The 14,119-nt window shown below is 62.6% G+C and carries 14 protein-coding genes; 8 read left to right on the plus strand and 6 right to left on the minus strand.

Annotated elements, in window-relative coordinates:
- Positions 1-8 precede the first annotated feature (8 nt).
- Positions 9-1,511 carry an exopolyphosphatase gene (ppx, locus tag JQ575_RS30030; protein ID WP_212036806.1) on the plus strand — a complete coding sequence of 501 codons (1,503 nt, stop codon included), beginning with the start codon at positions 9-11 and terminating at the stop codon, positions 1,509-1,511.
- A 16-nt stretch (positions 1,512-1,527) separates the two neighbouring features.
- On the opposite strand, the gene JQ575_RS30035 is transcribed toward ppx, so the two are convergent.
- Positions 1,528-2,331 (minus strand): IclR family transcriptional regulator, encoded by an 804-nt coding sequence (locus JQ575_RS30035; RefSeq protein WP_212036807.1) that lies wholly within the window; start codon positions 2,329-2,331, stop codon positions 1,528-1,530.
- A 176-nt stretch (positions 2,332-2,507) separates the two neighbouring features.
- Between JQ575_RS30035 and JQ575_RS30040 the strand changes: the two genes are divergently transcribed.
- The 5 genes from JQ575_RS30040 (at position 2,508) to JQ575_RS30060 (ending at position 6,982) form a co-directional block, all read left to right on the plus strand.
- Positions 2,508-3,668, plus strand: a complete 1,161-nt coding sequence (locus JQ575_RS30040; protein ID WP_212036808.1) for an aminotransferase class V-fold PLP-dependent enzyme — start codon at positions 2,508-2,510, stop codon at positions 3,666-3,668.
- 32 nt (positions 3,669-3,700) lie between these two features.
- A complete protein-coding gene (locus tag JQ575_RS30045) occupies positions 3,701-4,603 on the plus strand; it encodes a transporter substrate-binding domain-containing protein (RefSeq protein ID WP_212036809.1) in 903 nt (300 codons plus the stop codon).
- A gap of 83 nt (positions 4,604-4,686) precedes the next feature.
- Positions 4,687-5,469 carry an amino acid ABC transporter permease gene (locus JQ575_RS30050; protein ID WP_212036848.1) on the plus strand — a complete coding sequence of 261 codons (783 nt, stop codon included), beginning with the start codon at positions 4,687-4,689 and terminating at the stop codon, positions 5,467-5,469.
- A complete protein-coding gene (locus JQ575_RS30055; protein ID WP_212036810.1) occupies positions 5,466-6,161 on the plus strand; it encodes an amino acid ABC transporter permease in 696 nt (231 codons plus the stop codon). The genes JQ575_RS30050 and JQ575_RS30055 overlap by 4 nt, the downstream gene beginning before the upstream one ends.
- A gap of 53 nt (positions 6,162-6,214) precedes the next feature.
- Positions 6,215-6,982: an amino acid ABC transporter ATP-binding protein gene (locus JQ575_RS30060; protein ID WP_249166980.1), complete on the plus strand. Its 768-nt coding sequence runs from the start codon at positions 6,215-6,217 to the stop codon at positions 6,980-6,982.
- 45 nt (positions 6,983-7,027) lie between these two features.
- On the opposite strand, the gene JQ575_RS30065 is transcribed toward JQ575_RS30060, so the two are convergent.
- Together JQ575_RS30065 and ndk are read right to left on the minus strand one after the other, a co-directional pair.
- Positions 7,028-7,867 carry a TerC family protein gene (locus tag JQ575_RS30065; RefSeq protein ID WP_212036811.1) on the minus strand — a complete coding sequence of 280 codons (840 nt, stop codon included), beginning with the start codon at positions 7,865-7,867 and terminating at the stop codon, positions 7,028-7,030.
- 60 nt (positions 7,868-7,927) lie between these two features.
- Complete coding sequence (gene ndk, locus JQ575_RS30070) at positions 7,928-8,350, minus strand: nucleoside-diphosphate kinase (protein WP_192740707.1); 423 nt, start codon at positions 8,348-8,350, stop codon at positions 7,928-7,930.
- 514 nt (positions 8,351-8,864) lie between these two features.
- Between ndk and JQ575_RS30075 the strand changes: the two genes are divergently transcribed.
- Positions 8,865-9,092 carry a hypothetical protein gene (locus JQ575_RS30075; protein ID WP_212036854.1) on the plus strand — a complete coding sequence of 76 codons (228 nt, stop codon included), beginning with the start codon at positions 8,865-8,867 and terminating at the stop codon, positions 9,090-9,092.
- Between the two features lie 95 nt (positions 9,093-9,187).
- Positions 9,188-11,062 (plus strand): ABC-F family ATP-binding cassette domain-containing protein, encoded by a 1,875-nt coding sequence (locus tag JQ575_RS30080; protein WP_212036812.1) that lies wholly within the window; start codon positions 9,188-9,190, stop codon positions 11,060-11,062.
- A 161-nt stretch (positions 11,063-11,223) separates the two neighbouring features.
- On the opposite strand, the gene JQ575_RS30085 is transcribed toward JQ575_RS30080, so the two are convergent.
- From JQ575_RS30085 to JQ575_RS30095, 3 genes are all read right to left on the minus strand, one after another.
- The gene (locus JQ575_RS30085) at positions 11,224-11,754 is read right to left on the minus strand and encodes a hypothetical protein (protein WP_409364837.1); all 531 of its coding nucleotides are present in this window, start codon (positions 11,752-11,754) and stop codon (positions 11,224-11,226) included.
- A 126-nt stretch (positions 11,755-11,880) separates the two neighbouring features.
- Positions 11,881-12,333 (minus strand): DNA polymerase III subunit chi, encoded by a 453-nt coding sequence (locus tag JQ575_RS30090; protein WP_212036813.1) that lies wholly within the window; start codon positions 12,331-12,333, stop codon positions 11,881-11,883.
- Positions 12,334-12,366: 33 nt separating this feature from the next.
- A complete protein-coding gene (locus JQ575_RS30095; RefSeq protein WP_212036814.1) occupies positions 12,367-13,866 on the minus strand; it encodes a leucyl aminopeptidase in 1,500 nt (499 codons plus the stop codon).
- Positions 13,867-14,119 lie beyond the last annotated feature (253 nt).

Raw genomic sequence — 14,119 nt, forward strand, 5'->3', positions numbered from 1 at the left:
GATTGGCGGTGAAGCGGCCGCGCAAGCGCGCTAGCAGCGTCGCCGTCATCGATATCGGTTCGAACTCGGTTCGTCTCGTCGTCTATGAAACGATGGCGCGCAGCCTCGTCACGATCTTCAACGAGAAGGCGCTGTGCGGGCTCGGCCGCGAGGTCCAGACCACCGGGCTGCTGGCGACCGACGCCGTCGCCAAGGCATTGACCGCGCTGCGGCGGTTTCGCGCGTTGTGCAGGATCCAGAAGGTCGGCCGCGTCTATGCGATCGCCACGGCGGCCTGCCGCGACGCCTCCAACGGCCCCGATTTCATCGCCAAGGCCGAGCGCATCTGCGGCGCCACCATTCAGATCCTGTCGGGACCGCGCGAGGCCAAATTGTCGGCGCTCGGCGTCGTCTCCGGCGTGCACGATCCCGACGGCATCGTCGGCGATCTCGGCGGCGGTTCGCTCGAACTGATCGACGTGCACCGCAACCGCGTTCGCAGCGGCGTCACGCTGCCGCTCGGAAGCCTGGCGCTGCAGGACCTGTCGGACAAATCGCTGAAACGCGCCGAGCGGATCGTCTCCGACGAACTGTCCGACGTCGCCCAGCTCAAGGCCGGCCACGGCCGTACCTTCTATGCGGTCGGCGGCACCTGGCGCGCGCTGGCGCGCATCCACATCATCCAGAGCGACTATCCGCTGCGGGTGATGCACGGCTATTCGATCCCGGCGGCGGATGCGCTCGACTTCGCGCAGCGGCTGCGGCGGCTGGCTGCGGCCAACATGCTGGCCAATATCGAGATGATCTCCGACGCGCGGCGGCCGCTGCTGACCTATGCGGCGCTGGTGCTCGAACACATCATTCGCGTTGCCAAACCCAAGACCATCGTGTTTTCGACCTTCGGCGTGCGCGAGGGGCTGTTGTACGAAAAGCTGCCGCCATCCGAGCGTGCCCTCGATGGATTTATCTGCGCCGCGCAAACGCTGAACCAGCTGTTGTCGCGCTCCGCCCGCCATGCCGAAGAACTGGTCTCGTGGACCGATCGTCTGGTCAGGGTCGTCAAGCTGCGCGAAACGCCTGAGGAACGCCGGCTGCGCCACGCCGCCTGCCTGCTGTCCGACATCGGCTGGCGGGTGCATCCGGACCATCGCGGCGAAGAGACGCTGAGCCTGATCACCAACGGCAATTTCGGCTCGATCAGCCACCAGGGCCGCGCCTTTGTCGCGCTGTCGGTGTTTTACCGCTACGCCGGTCTCAGCGAGGAAAACGAACCGCCGGCGCGGATCCGCGAGCTGGTGCCTCCGGCGATGGACGAACGCGCCAGAATGCTCGGCGCGGCGTTCCGCGTTGCGCATCTGATCTCGGCGGCACGAACCGGTGTGCTGCCCGCGACGCATTTCCGCAGCCAGGGCCGCAAGCTGATGCTGGTGTTCGAGCACCGGATGGTCGATCTGGTCGCCGACCGTGTCGGCAGCCGCTTCAAGCAGTTGGCGCGGCTGGTCGGACGCACCGGCTCGATCGTGCGGCGGTAGCGTGTGAATCCTGGCGTCAGGCTTCTGCCTGATCCACGCTCGCATTATCCTCGTCGGCTTGCAGGATCGTTTCCGAAAGACGGGCGGCCGCTTTCTGGAGCGGAGCGATAAAGCGATCCAGTTCGGCGAAGCTCACGCGCGCCACCGGGACGGAAACGCCCAGGCACGCGATCAATTCGCGATCCGGCGATACGATGGGGACCGCGCATCCGACCACGCCCTTCACATACTCCTCGTTGGTCTTGGCCCAGCCGCGGTGCCGGGTCTCCTCCAGAACCCTCAGCAACGCGTCGGAATCCACGACGGTGGTTTCCGTATATTTCGTCAGAGCAAGCTCGCGGCACAACTTCTCGCGCGCCCTTTCGGGCAAACGGCTCATGTAGATCTTACCCGTCGACGTACAGTGGATTGGAGCGGCCTCGCCCGGATTGAATTGCAGGCCTTGCGGTTGCGACACGCGCACACTGTCCACGTAGGCGACCACGTTGTCGCGTACCACTCCGATCTCGCATTGCTCGCCAATTTCGCCTGCGACCGCTCGCAACACCGCGTGACGGCGCGCCGTACGAAAGGCGGCGCCAATGACCTTCGCGGACAACGTGACCAGCTGATTGCCGACCACGTACCGCTTGGTTCCCAGCGCCTTCTGAAGCAGGCCGCGCTCCTCCAGATTTCCGATCAGCCGATGCGCGGTCGGAAGTGGGAGCGAAAGCGCATGGGCGATCTCAGCGACCGAAACGGCTTTGGTCTGCCCGGCGACATGACCAACGACGGCAAATGCGCGGTCGAGTGGTCCATCGCTTCTGGCTTGTTCGGCCATGTGAAGTCTCCAATCCGGCTGCTGCTCTCGACATAAATTATCATTTTTTGGAATGAAAACCACATAAATATGAAAATTATGTTGTACGCGCGGCGACCGCCATTCCCGCCGCTGCGAATTTCGCTTCGTCGATGGGCCGCGTGCCATGCCGGCGGGGCGCTCAACGGGAGAGAAGGATGTCTCGTCACTACGACGTCGATGCCGTGCGGAAGGAATTCCCGGCCGCCGAGAGGATGGTTTATCTCGACTCGGGATTCCAGGCGCCACTCGCACGTCCCGTAAAGGCAGCGATCGAGCTCTTCCTGCGCGAGGGCCTGGAGACGGCCGGACCGAAAAGCGTGTGGCTCGATCGAGTCGAGCAGACCCGCGCCAAGGTCGCGCGTTTCCTGGGCGTGTCCGCCGACGAGATCGCTTTTACGAAAAACACCTCGGAAAGCATGAACATCGCGGCCAACGCCCTGCCTCTACATGCGGGCGATAATGTCCTGATGATCCACGGCGATCACCCCAACAACGCGTACGCCTTCCTCAATCTGCAAAAGAAGGGCGTCCAGGTCGACTTTTTGCCGATGACGGAAGTCGTGAATGCAGAAAGCTTTCTGCCCCACATCGACGAGAACACCCGCGCGATCTCGATGTCGCATGTGACTTTCCACGCCGGGCACCGCTTCGACATCGAAAGCATCGGCGCGTTGTGCGCGGAAAGGAAGCTCTATTTCATCGTCGACGTCATGCAGGCGATCGGCGTCGTCCCGATCGATGCCAAGGCGATCCGCGCGAGTTTCGTCGGGTCAGGAAGTCACAAGGGCTTGCTGGTCCCCCAGGGGCTCGGACTGCTCTACTGGGACAAGGCCGTGAACGAGCTGGAGCCAACTTATCTGGCAGCCGCCAGCCTGGCGGCGGTTCCCACTGATCTGATAGCTCGTCCGGAAAATCTGATGCCGGCCTCGAGCGCCCGGCGTTTCGAACTCGGCAACTTCAACCTTCCGGCAATCCACGCGCTCGGCGCTTCGCTCGACATGATCGAGCAGATCGGCGTGCAGAACATTCAGAACCATTGCTTCGATCTCGGCGACCATCTCATCGCCCAACTGGATGAACTCGACATCCGCCTTGTCGGTCCACGCGACCGGCAGCACCGCGCGCCGCACATCTACGTCGTCGATCTGCCCGCTGCCGAATGGCTCGGGTACTTCGAAGAGAGCGGCGTACGCGTTTCGCCCGAACGTGACGGCATCCGCGTCTCGTTCGGCATGTTCAACACGACCACCGACGTCGATCGCCTGATCGAACTTGTCCGCCGGCGCGGCCGAAAGACATCAACCAAAGCAGCTTAGACGACCTTCGATCACTGAGGAGGACACAGGACATGAGGAATTTTGCGCGGGTACTGGGACTTCTGCCGAGCCTCTTGGCGACTGGCGCCATGGTCGAGCCGTCTGCCGCAGCGGACAGCCCGACACTCACCAAGATCAAGTCCAGCGGCGCTGTTACGATCGGCTACCGCGAGGCCTCTATTCCCTTCTCCTATCTCGGAGCCGATCAAAAGCCCGTCGGATTCTCGCTGGATCTCTGCGCGGCAATCGTCGAGCGCATCAAGACCGACCTCACGCTGCCCAATCTCTCCGTCAAGTACACGCCGGTGAATTCGTCGAACAGAATCCCGCTGATCCAGAGCGGCACGGTCGACATCGAATGTGGAGGAACGGCAAACGACAGGAAGCGACAGGAACAAGTGTCGTTTTCGGTCGCGACGTTCGTCAGCCAGCCGCGATGGCTGGTGAAGGCCGATAGCGGGCTGAAGAGCGCCGCCGACCTCAAGGGAAAGACAATCGTCGTGACCCAGGGCTCCAACGCGGTCGGTTTCGCCCAGGCGGTAAACGCGAAGGAACAGCTTGGCTTCAACATCGTGCAGGCGAAGGATCACGCCGAGTCGTTCCTGATGCTGAACACCGGCCGCGCCGCAGCTTTCATGGAGGACGACATCCTGCTCGCCGGCCTCAAGGCCGCCGCGCCCAATCCGAACGCGCTGGCATTCCTCCCCGAAGGCTACGCAAAGATCTATTATGGGCTGATGTTCACGAAGGGGGATGTCGGGTTCAAGGCGCTCGTCGACGACGTTCTCTCCAGGCAGATGGCATCAGGCCAGTTCGAGAAGACCTACGCGAAGTGGTTCACGAGCCCGATCCCGCCGAAGAGCGAGAATCTCGCATTCCCGTTGACGGATACCCTCAAGCAGAGGATCACGCATCCAAGCGATGCCGTAGACTAAGCTGTAGACCAGTCCAGGCGCGATAGGCGCGATGGTCTCACGCAAGATGATCGTCGCATGTACCTGTAATCGTGAGGCTCGCGGTGTTCGAAGTTCTTTTTGAACAGACGGCGGATGGTCAGCGCTACATCGACTGGCTTCTCTCGGGTCTCGGTTGGACCTTGGCGCTGGCGTTCTTTGGCTGGTGGATCGCGTTTGCCATCGGCGTCGTGGTTGGAATCGGCCGAACGGTCCAAAACCGGCTCGTTGCGGCACTGGCCCGGCTATACGTCGAAATATTCCGGAACATCCCCGTTCTGGTGCAGATGTTCCTCTGGTACTTCGTCCTTCCCGAGATCTTGCCGGGTTCGCTCGGCAACGCGATCAAGCAAATACCACCGCCCTGGGGCTCGTTCGTTCCGGCGCTGCTCTGCCTCAGCCTGTATACCGCCGCCCGCATCGCCGAACAGGTGCGCGCCGGGATCGAGGCCCTGCCGAAGGGGCAAGCCGAAGCAGCCAATGCGCTCGGCCTTGGCGGGTACCTGACCTATCGATACGTCATCGTCCCGCAAGCGCTGCGCCTCATCGTGCCGAGCCTGACCAGCGAGGTGATGGGCATCTACAAGAATACGTCGGTTGCCCTGACGATCGGCCTCATGGAGCTGACCGCCCAGGCGCGTCAGATCAGCGAGGCCACGTTTCAAACTTTCACGGCTTTCGGTGCCGCGACGCTCATCTACCTCGCCCTCGCCCTGATCGCCTATCAGTCGATGATGCTCATCGACAAAGCCCTGCACATCCCTGGCAGCGCACCCGTCAAGGACATTGCTGGACCGGAACAACCGGACGACGTGCAACTGCCTGCCACCATGGAGGTCGTGAAATGAACAGTCTCGATTTCTCGATCATCCTGCAGGCGTGGCCCTATCTCTGGTCGGGATTGCTGTTCTCCCTTGCGCTAACGGCTGCGGCTTCGCTCATCGGCTTGATCCTCGGGACCTGCTTCGCCCTGGTGCAGCACTTCGAGATACCGGTCGTCAGCCAGATCGTGCGTGGTTACATCGCGCTGATGCGATCGATCCCGCTCATCCTGGTCTTGTTCTGGTTCTTCTTCCTCGTGCCGATCGTGCTTGGGCACCTGAGCGGAAACGGCCGTCCGATTCCGATCGGCGCCACCTACACCGCCTTCATTACGTTCGGTCTGTTCGAGGCGGCCTACTACTCGGAGATCATTCGCGTCGGGTTGCGCGCGGTGAACAAGGGCCAGTTCGAGGCGTGCCAGGCGCTCGCATTATCCACCTTCGACACCTACCGGTCCGTGATCCTGCCGCAGGTGATACGCGCGGCTAGTCCGATCATTCTGAGCCAGACCATCATCCTGTTTCAGGACACCTCGCTCGTCTATGTCCTCTCGCTTACCGACCTCCTCGGCGCAGCTTCGAAGCTTGCGCAACTCAACGGGCGTCTTGTCGAGATGTATCTCGCTGTCGCACTGGTCTACCTCGTCATCAGTTCGGCGGCTTCCCAGTGCGTTGCCTCGCTCCGAAAGCGTTACGCATTCACCGGGGCGCATCGATAGTCGATCGGCGGCCTGAACAAGCCACCAGCCGAACTCAAATTTGGGAGACGAAAATGCTGCAGGAAAGCGCTGGTCGCCCGGCCCCACCCTCCTCGATAGTCGTCGTCGAGCATCTGGTGAAGCGGTTCGGCCGTTTCGCGGCGCTGAACGACGTCAATCTCGAGGTCGCAAGAGGAGAAAAGATCGTCATCTGCGGACCCTCGGGGTCAGGCAAGTCGACGCTTATCCGCTGCATCAACCATATCGAAAAGCATGATGGCGGCCGGATCGTCATCGACGGCATCGAGCTGACCGATCGCATGGCCGACATCAACAGCGTGCGTTGCGAGGTCGGGATGGTGTTTCAAAGCTTCAACCTGTTCCCGCATCTCTCGGTCGTCGAGAATTGCATGCTGGCTCCGATCAAGGTTCGTGGGCTTTCCAGGCTGGACGCTCATGACCGCGCGATCGGCCTGCTCAGGAAGGTGCGGATCCATGACCAGGCCAACAAATACCCGGCGCAGCTGTCGGGCGGTCAGCAGCAGCGTGTCGCCATTGCGCGAGCCCTGTGCATGCAGCCAAAGATCATGCTGTTCGACGAGCCGACTTCCGCGCTCGATCCGGAGATGGTCAAGGAGGTGCTCGAAACGATGGTCGAGCTCGCGCAAGAAGGAATGACCATGGTCTGCGTCACGCACGAAATGGGGTTCGCGCGCGAAGTCGCTGATCGGGTGATCTTCATGGATGGCGGGTCCATCGTGGAAGAAGGCGATCCGGACACGTTCTTCCGCGCTCCCCGCACCGAACGTGCGAAGAGCTTCCTGAGCCAGATCATCCACTAGGATCGCCTGCTGCGGCGCAGGCTCTCGCTCGAAAACGCTGTTGGTTCACGCCGCCTTGGCGGCGTGCTCGGCTGCGTGTTTTTGCTGCGCGCTCTTGCGCCACATCGATCCCACAACCAGCACGATCGCGATGCCGATCAGGCCGCACACCACTTCGGCACCATGACCGCCATTGGCGAAGTGCAAGCCGATCGGGCCGAAAACGCGGTCGAGCGAAACGCCGATCGGCCCATCGGAAAGCGCACGCAAATGCGGAACGACGGCAGGATCGGTGGCCATCACCTCGCCGGCGACCCAGCCGAGCAGGCCTGCACCGGCCCACACCAGGGCGGGCATGCGCGTCAGCAGCGCCATGATCAGCGCCGCACCGGCAACGATCAGGGGAACGCTGATCGCAAGGCCGATCACCAGCAGCGGAATGCTGCCATTGGCGGCCGCTGCGACCGCGATCACGTTGTCGAGGCTCATCACGATGTCTGCGATCGCCACGATCCGCACGGCAGCCCACAGATGCGCCGCCGCGTGCACGTCGCCCTCACCTTCATCTTCGGGCACGAGCAGCTTGGCCGCGATGTAGAGCAGCGCCAGGCCGCCGACGAGCTTGAGGAACGGCAGCGCCATCAGCGACACGACGATGCCGGTGAAGATGATGCGCAGCCCAACGGCGACGCCGGCGCCGAGGATCATGCCCCAGAACCGCTGGCGCGGCGGCAGCCCGCGGCACGCCATCGCGATGACGAGCGCATTGTCGCCCGACAGCAGGATGTTGATCCACATGATCTTGCCGAGCGCGACCCAGAAAGTGGGCTGCTGCATCTCGGCCTGAAACTGCGTGAAGAAAGTCGAGATCGTCGCCGGATCGAAAATTTGCAGCACCCAGTTCACAGCATGCTCCCCCCGGCGCTCGGCCGTCCTGAGCGGCGCTCGCGCGCCGCTCGTTTTGAATTAACCGACGATTTCGTTGCCGGAGAAGAACTGCGCGATTTCGATCGCGGCCGTCTCCGTGGCGTCCGAACCATGCACCGAATTCTCGCCGATCGACTTGGCGTGAACCTTGCGGATCGTGCCCTCGGCCGCCTTCGACGGATCGGTGGCGCCCATTACGTCGCGATACTTCAGCACCGCACCCTCGCCCTGCAACACCTGCACCACGACCGGGCCCGACGTCATGAAGTCGACCAGTTCGCCAAAGAACGGACGCGCCTTATGGACCGCGTAAAAGGTTTCAGCCTGGTCGCGCGTCATGCGAATGCGCTTCTGGGCCACGATCCGAAGACCCGCCTTCTCGATCAACGCGTTGACGGCGCCGGTCAGATTGCGCTCGGTCGCGTCGGGTTTGATGATCGAGAAAGTGCGTTCCATCGCCATAGTTACGTCCTTACAAACACTGATTGGGAGTTGGGGGCTTATATCGGCGCAGTCCTGCGACGGCAAGCGACCCAATGCCGCGTTATCGCGCGCTTTTGACGCGTTTTCGCTGGCCAGACCCCTGCCGCCCCGGAGCGCGTCCAGGCCGGCTTTTCGATCGAAAACGCTTCGGGCCCTTGATTGCAGCCATTTCACGCCGTCCCGAAGGCGTTCAGCAAGTTAGGCTTTCGGGCAATCGGGCGTCTTGTGGGCCGACCAGAAGCGAGCTCACGGACGGCGCGATTTCAGCGCCGAAACCTCACGGAGACGATCACGCTTCGCGATCAGATGATCGCGTTTCGCAATCGATCGCCTTGCGTTGCCGTGGCTTCGCTGGGAGTGGCCCGCGTCCGCTTCGGCGGGCCCACTATGGCCCCCGGGCCATGCAGGGAACCCGTGGGACAGTGCTTTTCCGGCTCGCTTCAGATGCATGCATGGAAGTTCTGCAACCGGAAACAAATCGCAGCGTCGTGACTTGATCCTGCAGCAACTTACTCAGACTTACTCAAAAGCGACGCTGGAACTCGCCATGGATAGCCGAATCAATCCCGTTTCCGAGCAGATCGATCACCGGACTTCGCGATCGATCTGCGATGCCGTCGGCGAACGGTTGCAGCAATATATGCGTCCGGAAACCGAACTCTCGCCCCACTTGCAGCAACTGATCAATGAGCTGCGCCGGCGTGAAAACGAGCGGCATTAACCTGTATCGGGAGCCTTGGGACCCCTAAGCCTCGGGAGCGCCTGTTCGTCACATAAATCGGTTGCGTTTGGTAGCGGCTCCGGTGACAAGGCCGCATGCTTTCAATCACAGATATCTCGATCCGGATTGCCGGACGGCTTTTGATCGAGGACAGCTCGGTACAGATCGTGCCCGGCGCACGCGTCGGCTTTGTCGGCCGTAACGGCGTCGGGAAATCGACGCTGTTTCACGCGATTCGCGGTGATCTGCCGACCGAATCCGGCAGCATCTCGATACCTCCGCGCTGGCGCATCGGCAGCCTTGCGCAGGAAGCCCCCGACGGGCCGGAAAGCCTCATCAACGTCGTGCTGAAGGCCGACCTCGAACGAGACGCATTGTTACAGGAAGCCGAGACCGCCGACGATCCGCACCGGATCGCCGAGATCCAGACCCGGCTGGTCGATATCGATGCGCATTCGGCGCCCGCCCGCGCCGCGGCGATCCTCTCGGGCCTCGGCTTCTCGACCGCCGATCAGGCCCGCCCCTGTTCGGAATTCTCCGGCGGCTGGCGCATGCGGGTTGCACTCGCCGCGACGCTGTTTGCGGCGCCCGATTTGCTGCTGCTCGACGAGCCCACCAATTACCTCGACCTCGAAGGCACGCTCTGGCTGGAAGACCATCTGGCGAATTATCCGCGCACCGTGATCGTGATCAGCCATGACCGCGATCTCCTGGACACGTCGGTCGACCAGATCCTGCACCTCGATCGCGGCAAGCTGACGCTCTACAAGGGCACCTATTCGTCGTTCGAGGAGCAGCGCGCCACGCGCGAGATGCTCGACGCCAAGCACGCCAAGCGGCAGATGGACGAGCGCAAGCGGCTGCAGGCGTTCGTCGACCGTTTCAAGGCGAAAGCGTCCAAGGCGCGCCAGGCCCAGTCGCGCGTGAAAATGCTGGAGCGGATGAAGCCGGTCACCGCGCTGGTGACGCAGGACGTGCGCGAGATTTCATTCCCGACGCCTGAAAAGATGCTGTCGCCGCCGATCATCGCGGTCGATGACGTCTCGGTCGGCTACGATCCCAAAAAGCCGGTGCTCAACCGCGTAACGCTGCGCATCGATACCGAAGACCGCATCGCGCTCCTGGGATCGAACGGCAACGGCAAATCGACACTTGTAAAACTGCTGGCGAACAAGCTGCCGCCGTTCTCGGGGCGGATCACGCGCGCGGAAAAACTGTCGGTCGGATATTTCGCGCAGCATCAGGTCGACGAACTCAACCTCGATGGCTCGCCCTACGACCATGTCCGCAAGCTGATGCCCGAGACGCCCGAGAGCAAGGTGCGCGCGCGGGTCGGCGCCATCGGATTTTCCGGCAAGGCCGGCGACACCCTGGTGAAAAGCCTGTCGGGCGGCGAGAAAGCGCGGCTGCTGCTCGGCCTCGCCACGTTCTACGGCCCCAACATGATCATCCTGGACGAGCCGACCAACCATCTGGACATCGACAGCCGCGCCGCCCTGGCCGAAGCGATCAATGAATTTCCGGGCGCCGTCATCATGGTCTCGCATGACCGTTATCTGATCGAAGCCTGCGCCGATCAATTGTGGGTGGTCGCCAACCAGACCGTGACGACCTATGACGGCGATCTCGACGATTATCGGCGTATGGTACTGTCGATCCGCGATGTCAGACCAACTTCGCGCGACCGTGGCAATGAGCGCGCGAAAGAAAACTCTAAGCCCGAGCGCGGCAAAAGCGAAAAGCGCACGCCGCTGCGGCAGAAAATCGCCGAGGCCGAAGCCGAGATCGCGCGTATCAACGGCATCATCGCCAAGATCGACACCGCGCTCGCGCTGCCGGATCTGTTCACGCGCGATCCGAAGCAGGCCGCCCAGCTCAGCAAGGCCCGCGCCGGTGCCGCAAGCGCACTACAGCGTGCTGAAGAAGACTGGCTGGAGGCTAGTTCGCAATATGACGAGGCGACGGGTTGAAATGAATTTGCGATCGATGGCTTCATCCTTCGAGACGCGGCTTACGCCGCTCCTCAGGAAGAGGTCTTAGATCCTCATGGTGAGGAGCGCGGCAAAGCCGCGCGTCTCGAACCACGAGGCCCCGCACGCGCAGGCATCACTCTGACAAAATGAAAAGTGGCTTACGTCGCCGCCGGCTTTCGCTTCGGCTTGGCGCCCCGCGGCTGTTGCACCGGCTCGGGCCCGCGTTCGATCGACGACAGACGTCCGGCGGTGAAGGTGTAGATGCCGGCGCGCTGGCCGCGCGAATAGGTGACGATCGCAACGCGATCGCCGCGGGGATTATTCGAGAAATTGACGCTGTCGGGCGCGCCGATGCCGCGCACCACGTCGCATTCGGTATGGCCAAGCGCGACGGTACCGGTCGTCGAGGGCGGCGTACCGGCCTGCGCATTGGCGTCGGCGGCGCCGGGCGGCGGCGCCATTCCCGGACAGGCGCCGTCGGCGGAGACGAGATCTTCCGCCGTGACCGGCTTGTCCGGGGTCAGCGGCGGCGTCTCGATCGAAATGTTTTTGACGAAGACCCGGCCGGGACGCGAGAACCAGTCGGCATCCTTCGAAAGCAGGTCGGGCGCGCCGCTGCAGCCCGCGATCACGGGACCGAGCAGAACCAGCGCCAGCAATGGCTTTCGATTGAACGTTTCGTCTCGCACGCTAGACCCAGGCTCCCCCGCCCTTGATATGTAACTACTTGTCCCAACATCACTTTGCGGCACGACCATGGCTGCCCACAAGCCTGCCGGAAGAAACTTCAAATTATCTTTAATTGTCTTATATCGCTATTGCCGGCGCTGCCAGCGGCCCCGCTCGTCGGCCTGCCAATAGGTCACCTCGAAGCCGCGGGCCTTGCAATCGGTCCAGACGCCACGCGCCGCGGTCAGCGCGTCGGAATCGTCGCCGTTGAAAACCAGCACCAGGCGCTCGTAGCTGCCCGAATCCGCAGGGAGCGCGGCATTGTCGATCAGGAACCTGACATTGGCGCGATTCGGATTGCCCTCCTCGGTCGAAAGGATGATGGGCTGATCCGGCGCGTCCGCGGCGCGCCAGGTGGCATGCGGCAGGAACGAATCGTCGCTGTAGGTCCACAAATGCGCATCGAGCGCATCGGTGCGTTCCTGCGATGTCGATTGCACGACCACGCGCCAGCCCCGCTCCAGCGACTTTTCCAGGAGCGGCGGCAGGACGCTTTCGAGCGACATGTTCTGCAGATGGTAGAACAGGACTTCCGTCATGCAGGTTTCAGCTCTTCCGCTACTAATGCGCTGCTATTTTTTGGCTTCGTAATATTCCGAGACCAGTCGGTCGAGCAGACGAACGCCGTAGCCGGAACCCCAGCTGTGATTGATCTCGGTTTTCGGCGCGCCCATCGCGGTTCCCGCGATGTCGAGATGCGCCCACGGCGTATCGTCGACGAAACGCTGCAGGAACTGGGCGGCGGTGATCGAGCCGCCGTACCGTGCACCGGCATTCTTCATGTCGGCAAATTGCGAATCCATCAGCTTGTCGTATTCCGGACCGAGCGGCAGGCGCCAGACTTTCTCGCCGGTCTCAAGACCGGCCTTGCTCAGCCGTTCCGACAACTCGTCATCGTTGGAGAACAGGCCGGCATGTTCGGTGCCGAGCGCGACCATGATCGCGCCGGTCAGCGTGGCCAGATCGACCATGAATTTCGGCTTGAACTTCTTGTTGACGTGCCAGAGCACGTCGGCCAGCACGAGCCGGCCTTCGGCATCGGTGTTGATGATTTCGATGGTCTGCCCCGACATCGAGGTCACGATATCGCCGGGACGCTGGGCGTTGCCGTCAGGCATGTTCTCGACGAGGCCGATGGCGCCGACGACGTTGATCCTGGCCTTGCGCGCCGCCAGCGCATGCATCAGGCCGACGACACAGGCAGCTCCCCCCATGTCGCCTTTCATGTCTTCCATGCTGGCGGCGCCCTTGATGGAAATGCCGCCGGTGTCGAAACAGACGCCCTTGCCGATGAAGGCAACCGGCTGCTCGCCCTTCTTGCCGCCGTTCCAGCGCATGATCACGGTGCGGCTGGGCTGGGTCGAGCCCTGGCCGACGCCGAGCAGCGCCCCCATGCCGAGCTTGGTCATCGCCTTGACGTCGAGCACCTCGACATTGACGCCGACCTTCTTGAGCTGACTGGCGCGGCGCGCGAACTCGATCGGGAAAAGCACGTTCGGCGGCTCGTTGACGAGCTCGCGCGCGATGATCACGCCGTCGACGACGTGGGATTCCGGCGCGAAGGCTTTGCGAGCGGCGGCAACGTCAGCCACCGCAATCGAAACATCTGATCGCAAGGCGCCGTTGCCGTCCTTTTTCTTGGTCTTGTAGCGGTCGAATTTATAGGCGCGCAGCCGGACACCCGCCGCGACGGCCGCAGCCTGATCAGGCTGCATCGCGCCATCGGGCAGTTCGGCGATGATGGTGACGGCGTCGCTGGCGGCATTGAGCTTGCCGGAGGTGACGCCGCCGAATTTGAGAAAATCCTTCTCCTTCAGGGCCGACGGTTTGCCGAGACCGATGACGATCAGCCGCGGCGCCTTGATTCCCTCCGGCGCCAGAATGTCCAGCGAGGCGCCGCTTTTGCCCTTGAACTGGTTGGCCGCCGCCGCCCGCTTGACGGTGTCGGCCGCTGACCCCAGCGCCTTGCGGGTCGCCGCGCCGAACTTCAGCGCATCGTCGCAAAACACCACCAGAATGCCGCGGGACGCCGCGGAAAACGGGACAAAGCCGACCTTGACGGCGTCGGACATAGGCAATTCCTCCAGAATTCAGGGGCTGATTTCGGGACCGGAAGCGGTCCCAAGGATACGCGGAGCGGTATTCAAAATGGTCTCTTGGTGGCGATCCCGATCGGCCGGGACCTTGGTTTGCCGCACTATGGCCTGTCAGCCGCGGCGCTGCCAAGCGCCTGCGTGGCCCCAAGGCCACAGGGGCCGAATAATTAACCATATCCTAAGGGTGCCACGGCCCGGCCATTTTGTTGACGGATCAAAGGGATGGTAG

It is taken from the genome of Bradyrhizobium sp. JYMT SZCCT0428 (assembly GCF_018131075.1).
Classification (GTDB): Bacteria; Pseudomonadota; Alphaproteobacteria; order Rhizobiales; family Xanthobacteraceae; genus Bradyrhizobium.

What these genes read in the sequence shown, in the direction of transcription:
- JQ575_RS30035 (WP_212036807.1), bottom strand. Translation starts at nt 2,331, where the DNA reads ATGGCCGAACAAGCCAGAAGCGATGGACCACTCGACCGCGCATTTGCC.
- JQ575_RS30040 (WP_212036808.1), top strand. Translation starts at nt 2,508, where the DNA reads ATGTCTCGTCACTACGACGTCGATGCCGTGCGGAAGGAATTCCCGGCC.
- JQ575_RS30045 (WP_212036809.1), top strand. Translation starts at nt 3,701, where the DNA reads ATGAGGAATTTTGCGCGGGTACTGGGACTTCTGCCGAGCCTCTTGGCG.
- JQ575_RS30055 (WP_212036810.1), top strand. Translation starts at nt 5,466, where the DNA reads ATGAACAGTCTCGATTTCTCGATCATCCTGCAGGCGTGGCCCTATCTC.
- JQ575_RS30060 (WP_249166980.1), top strand. Translation starts at nt 6,215, where the DNA reads ATGCTGCAGGAAAGCGCTGGTCGCCCGGCCCCACCCTCCTCGATAGTC.
- ndk (WP_192740707.1), bottom strand. Translation starts at nt 8,350, where the DNA reads ATGGCGATGGAACGCACTTTCTCGATCATCAAACCCGACGCGACCGAG.
- JQ575_RS30080 (WP_212036812.1), top strand. Translation starts at nt 9,188, where the DNA reads ATGCTTTCAATCACAGATATCTCGATCCGGATTGCCGGACGGCTTTTG.
- JQ575_RS30090 (WP_212036813.1), bottom strand. Translation starts at nt 12,333, where the DNA reads ATGACGGAAGTCCTGTTCTACCATCTGCAGAACATGTCGCTCGAAAGC.
- JQ575_RS30095 (WP_212036814.1), bottom strand. Translation starts at nt 13,866, where the DNA reads ATGTCCGACGCCGTCAAGGTCGGCTTTGTCCCGTTTTCCGCGGCGTCC.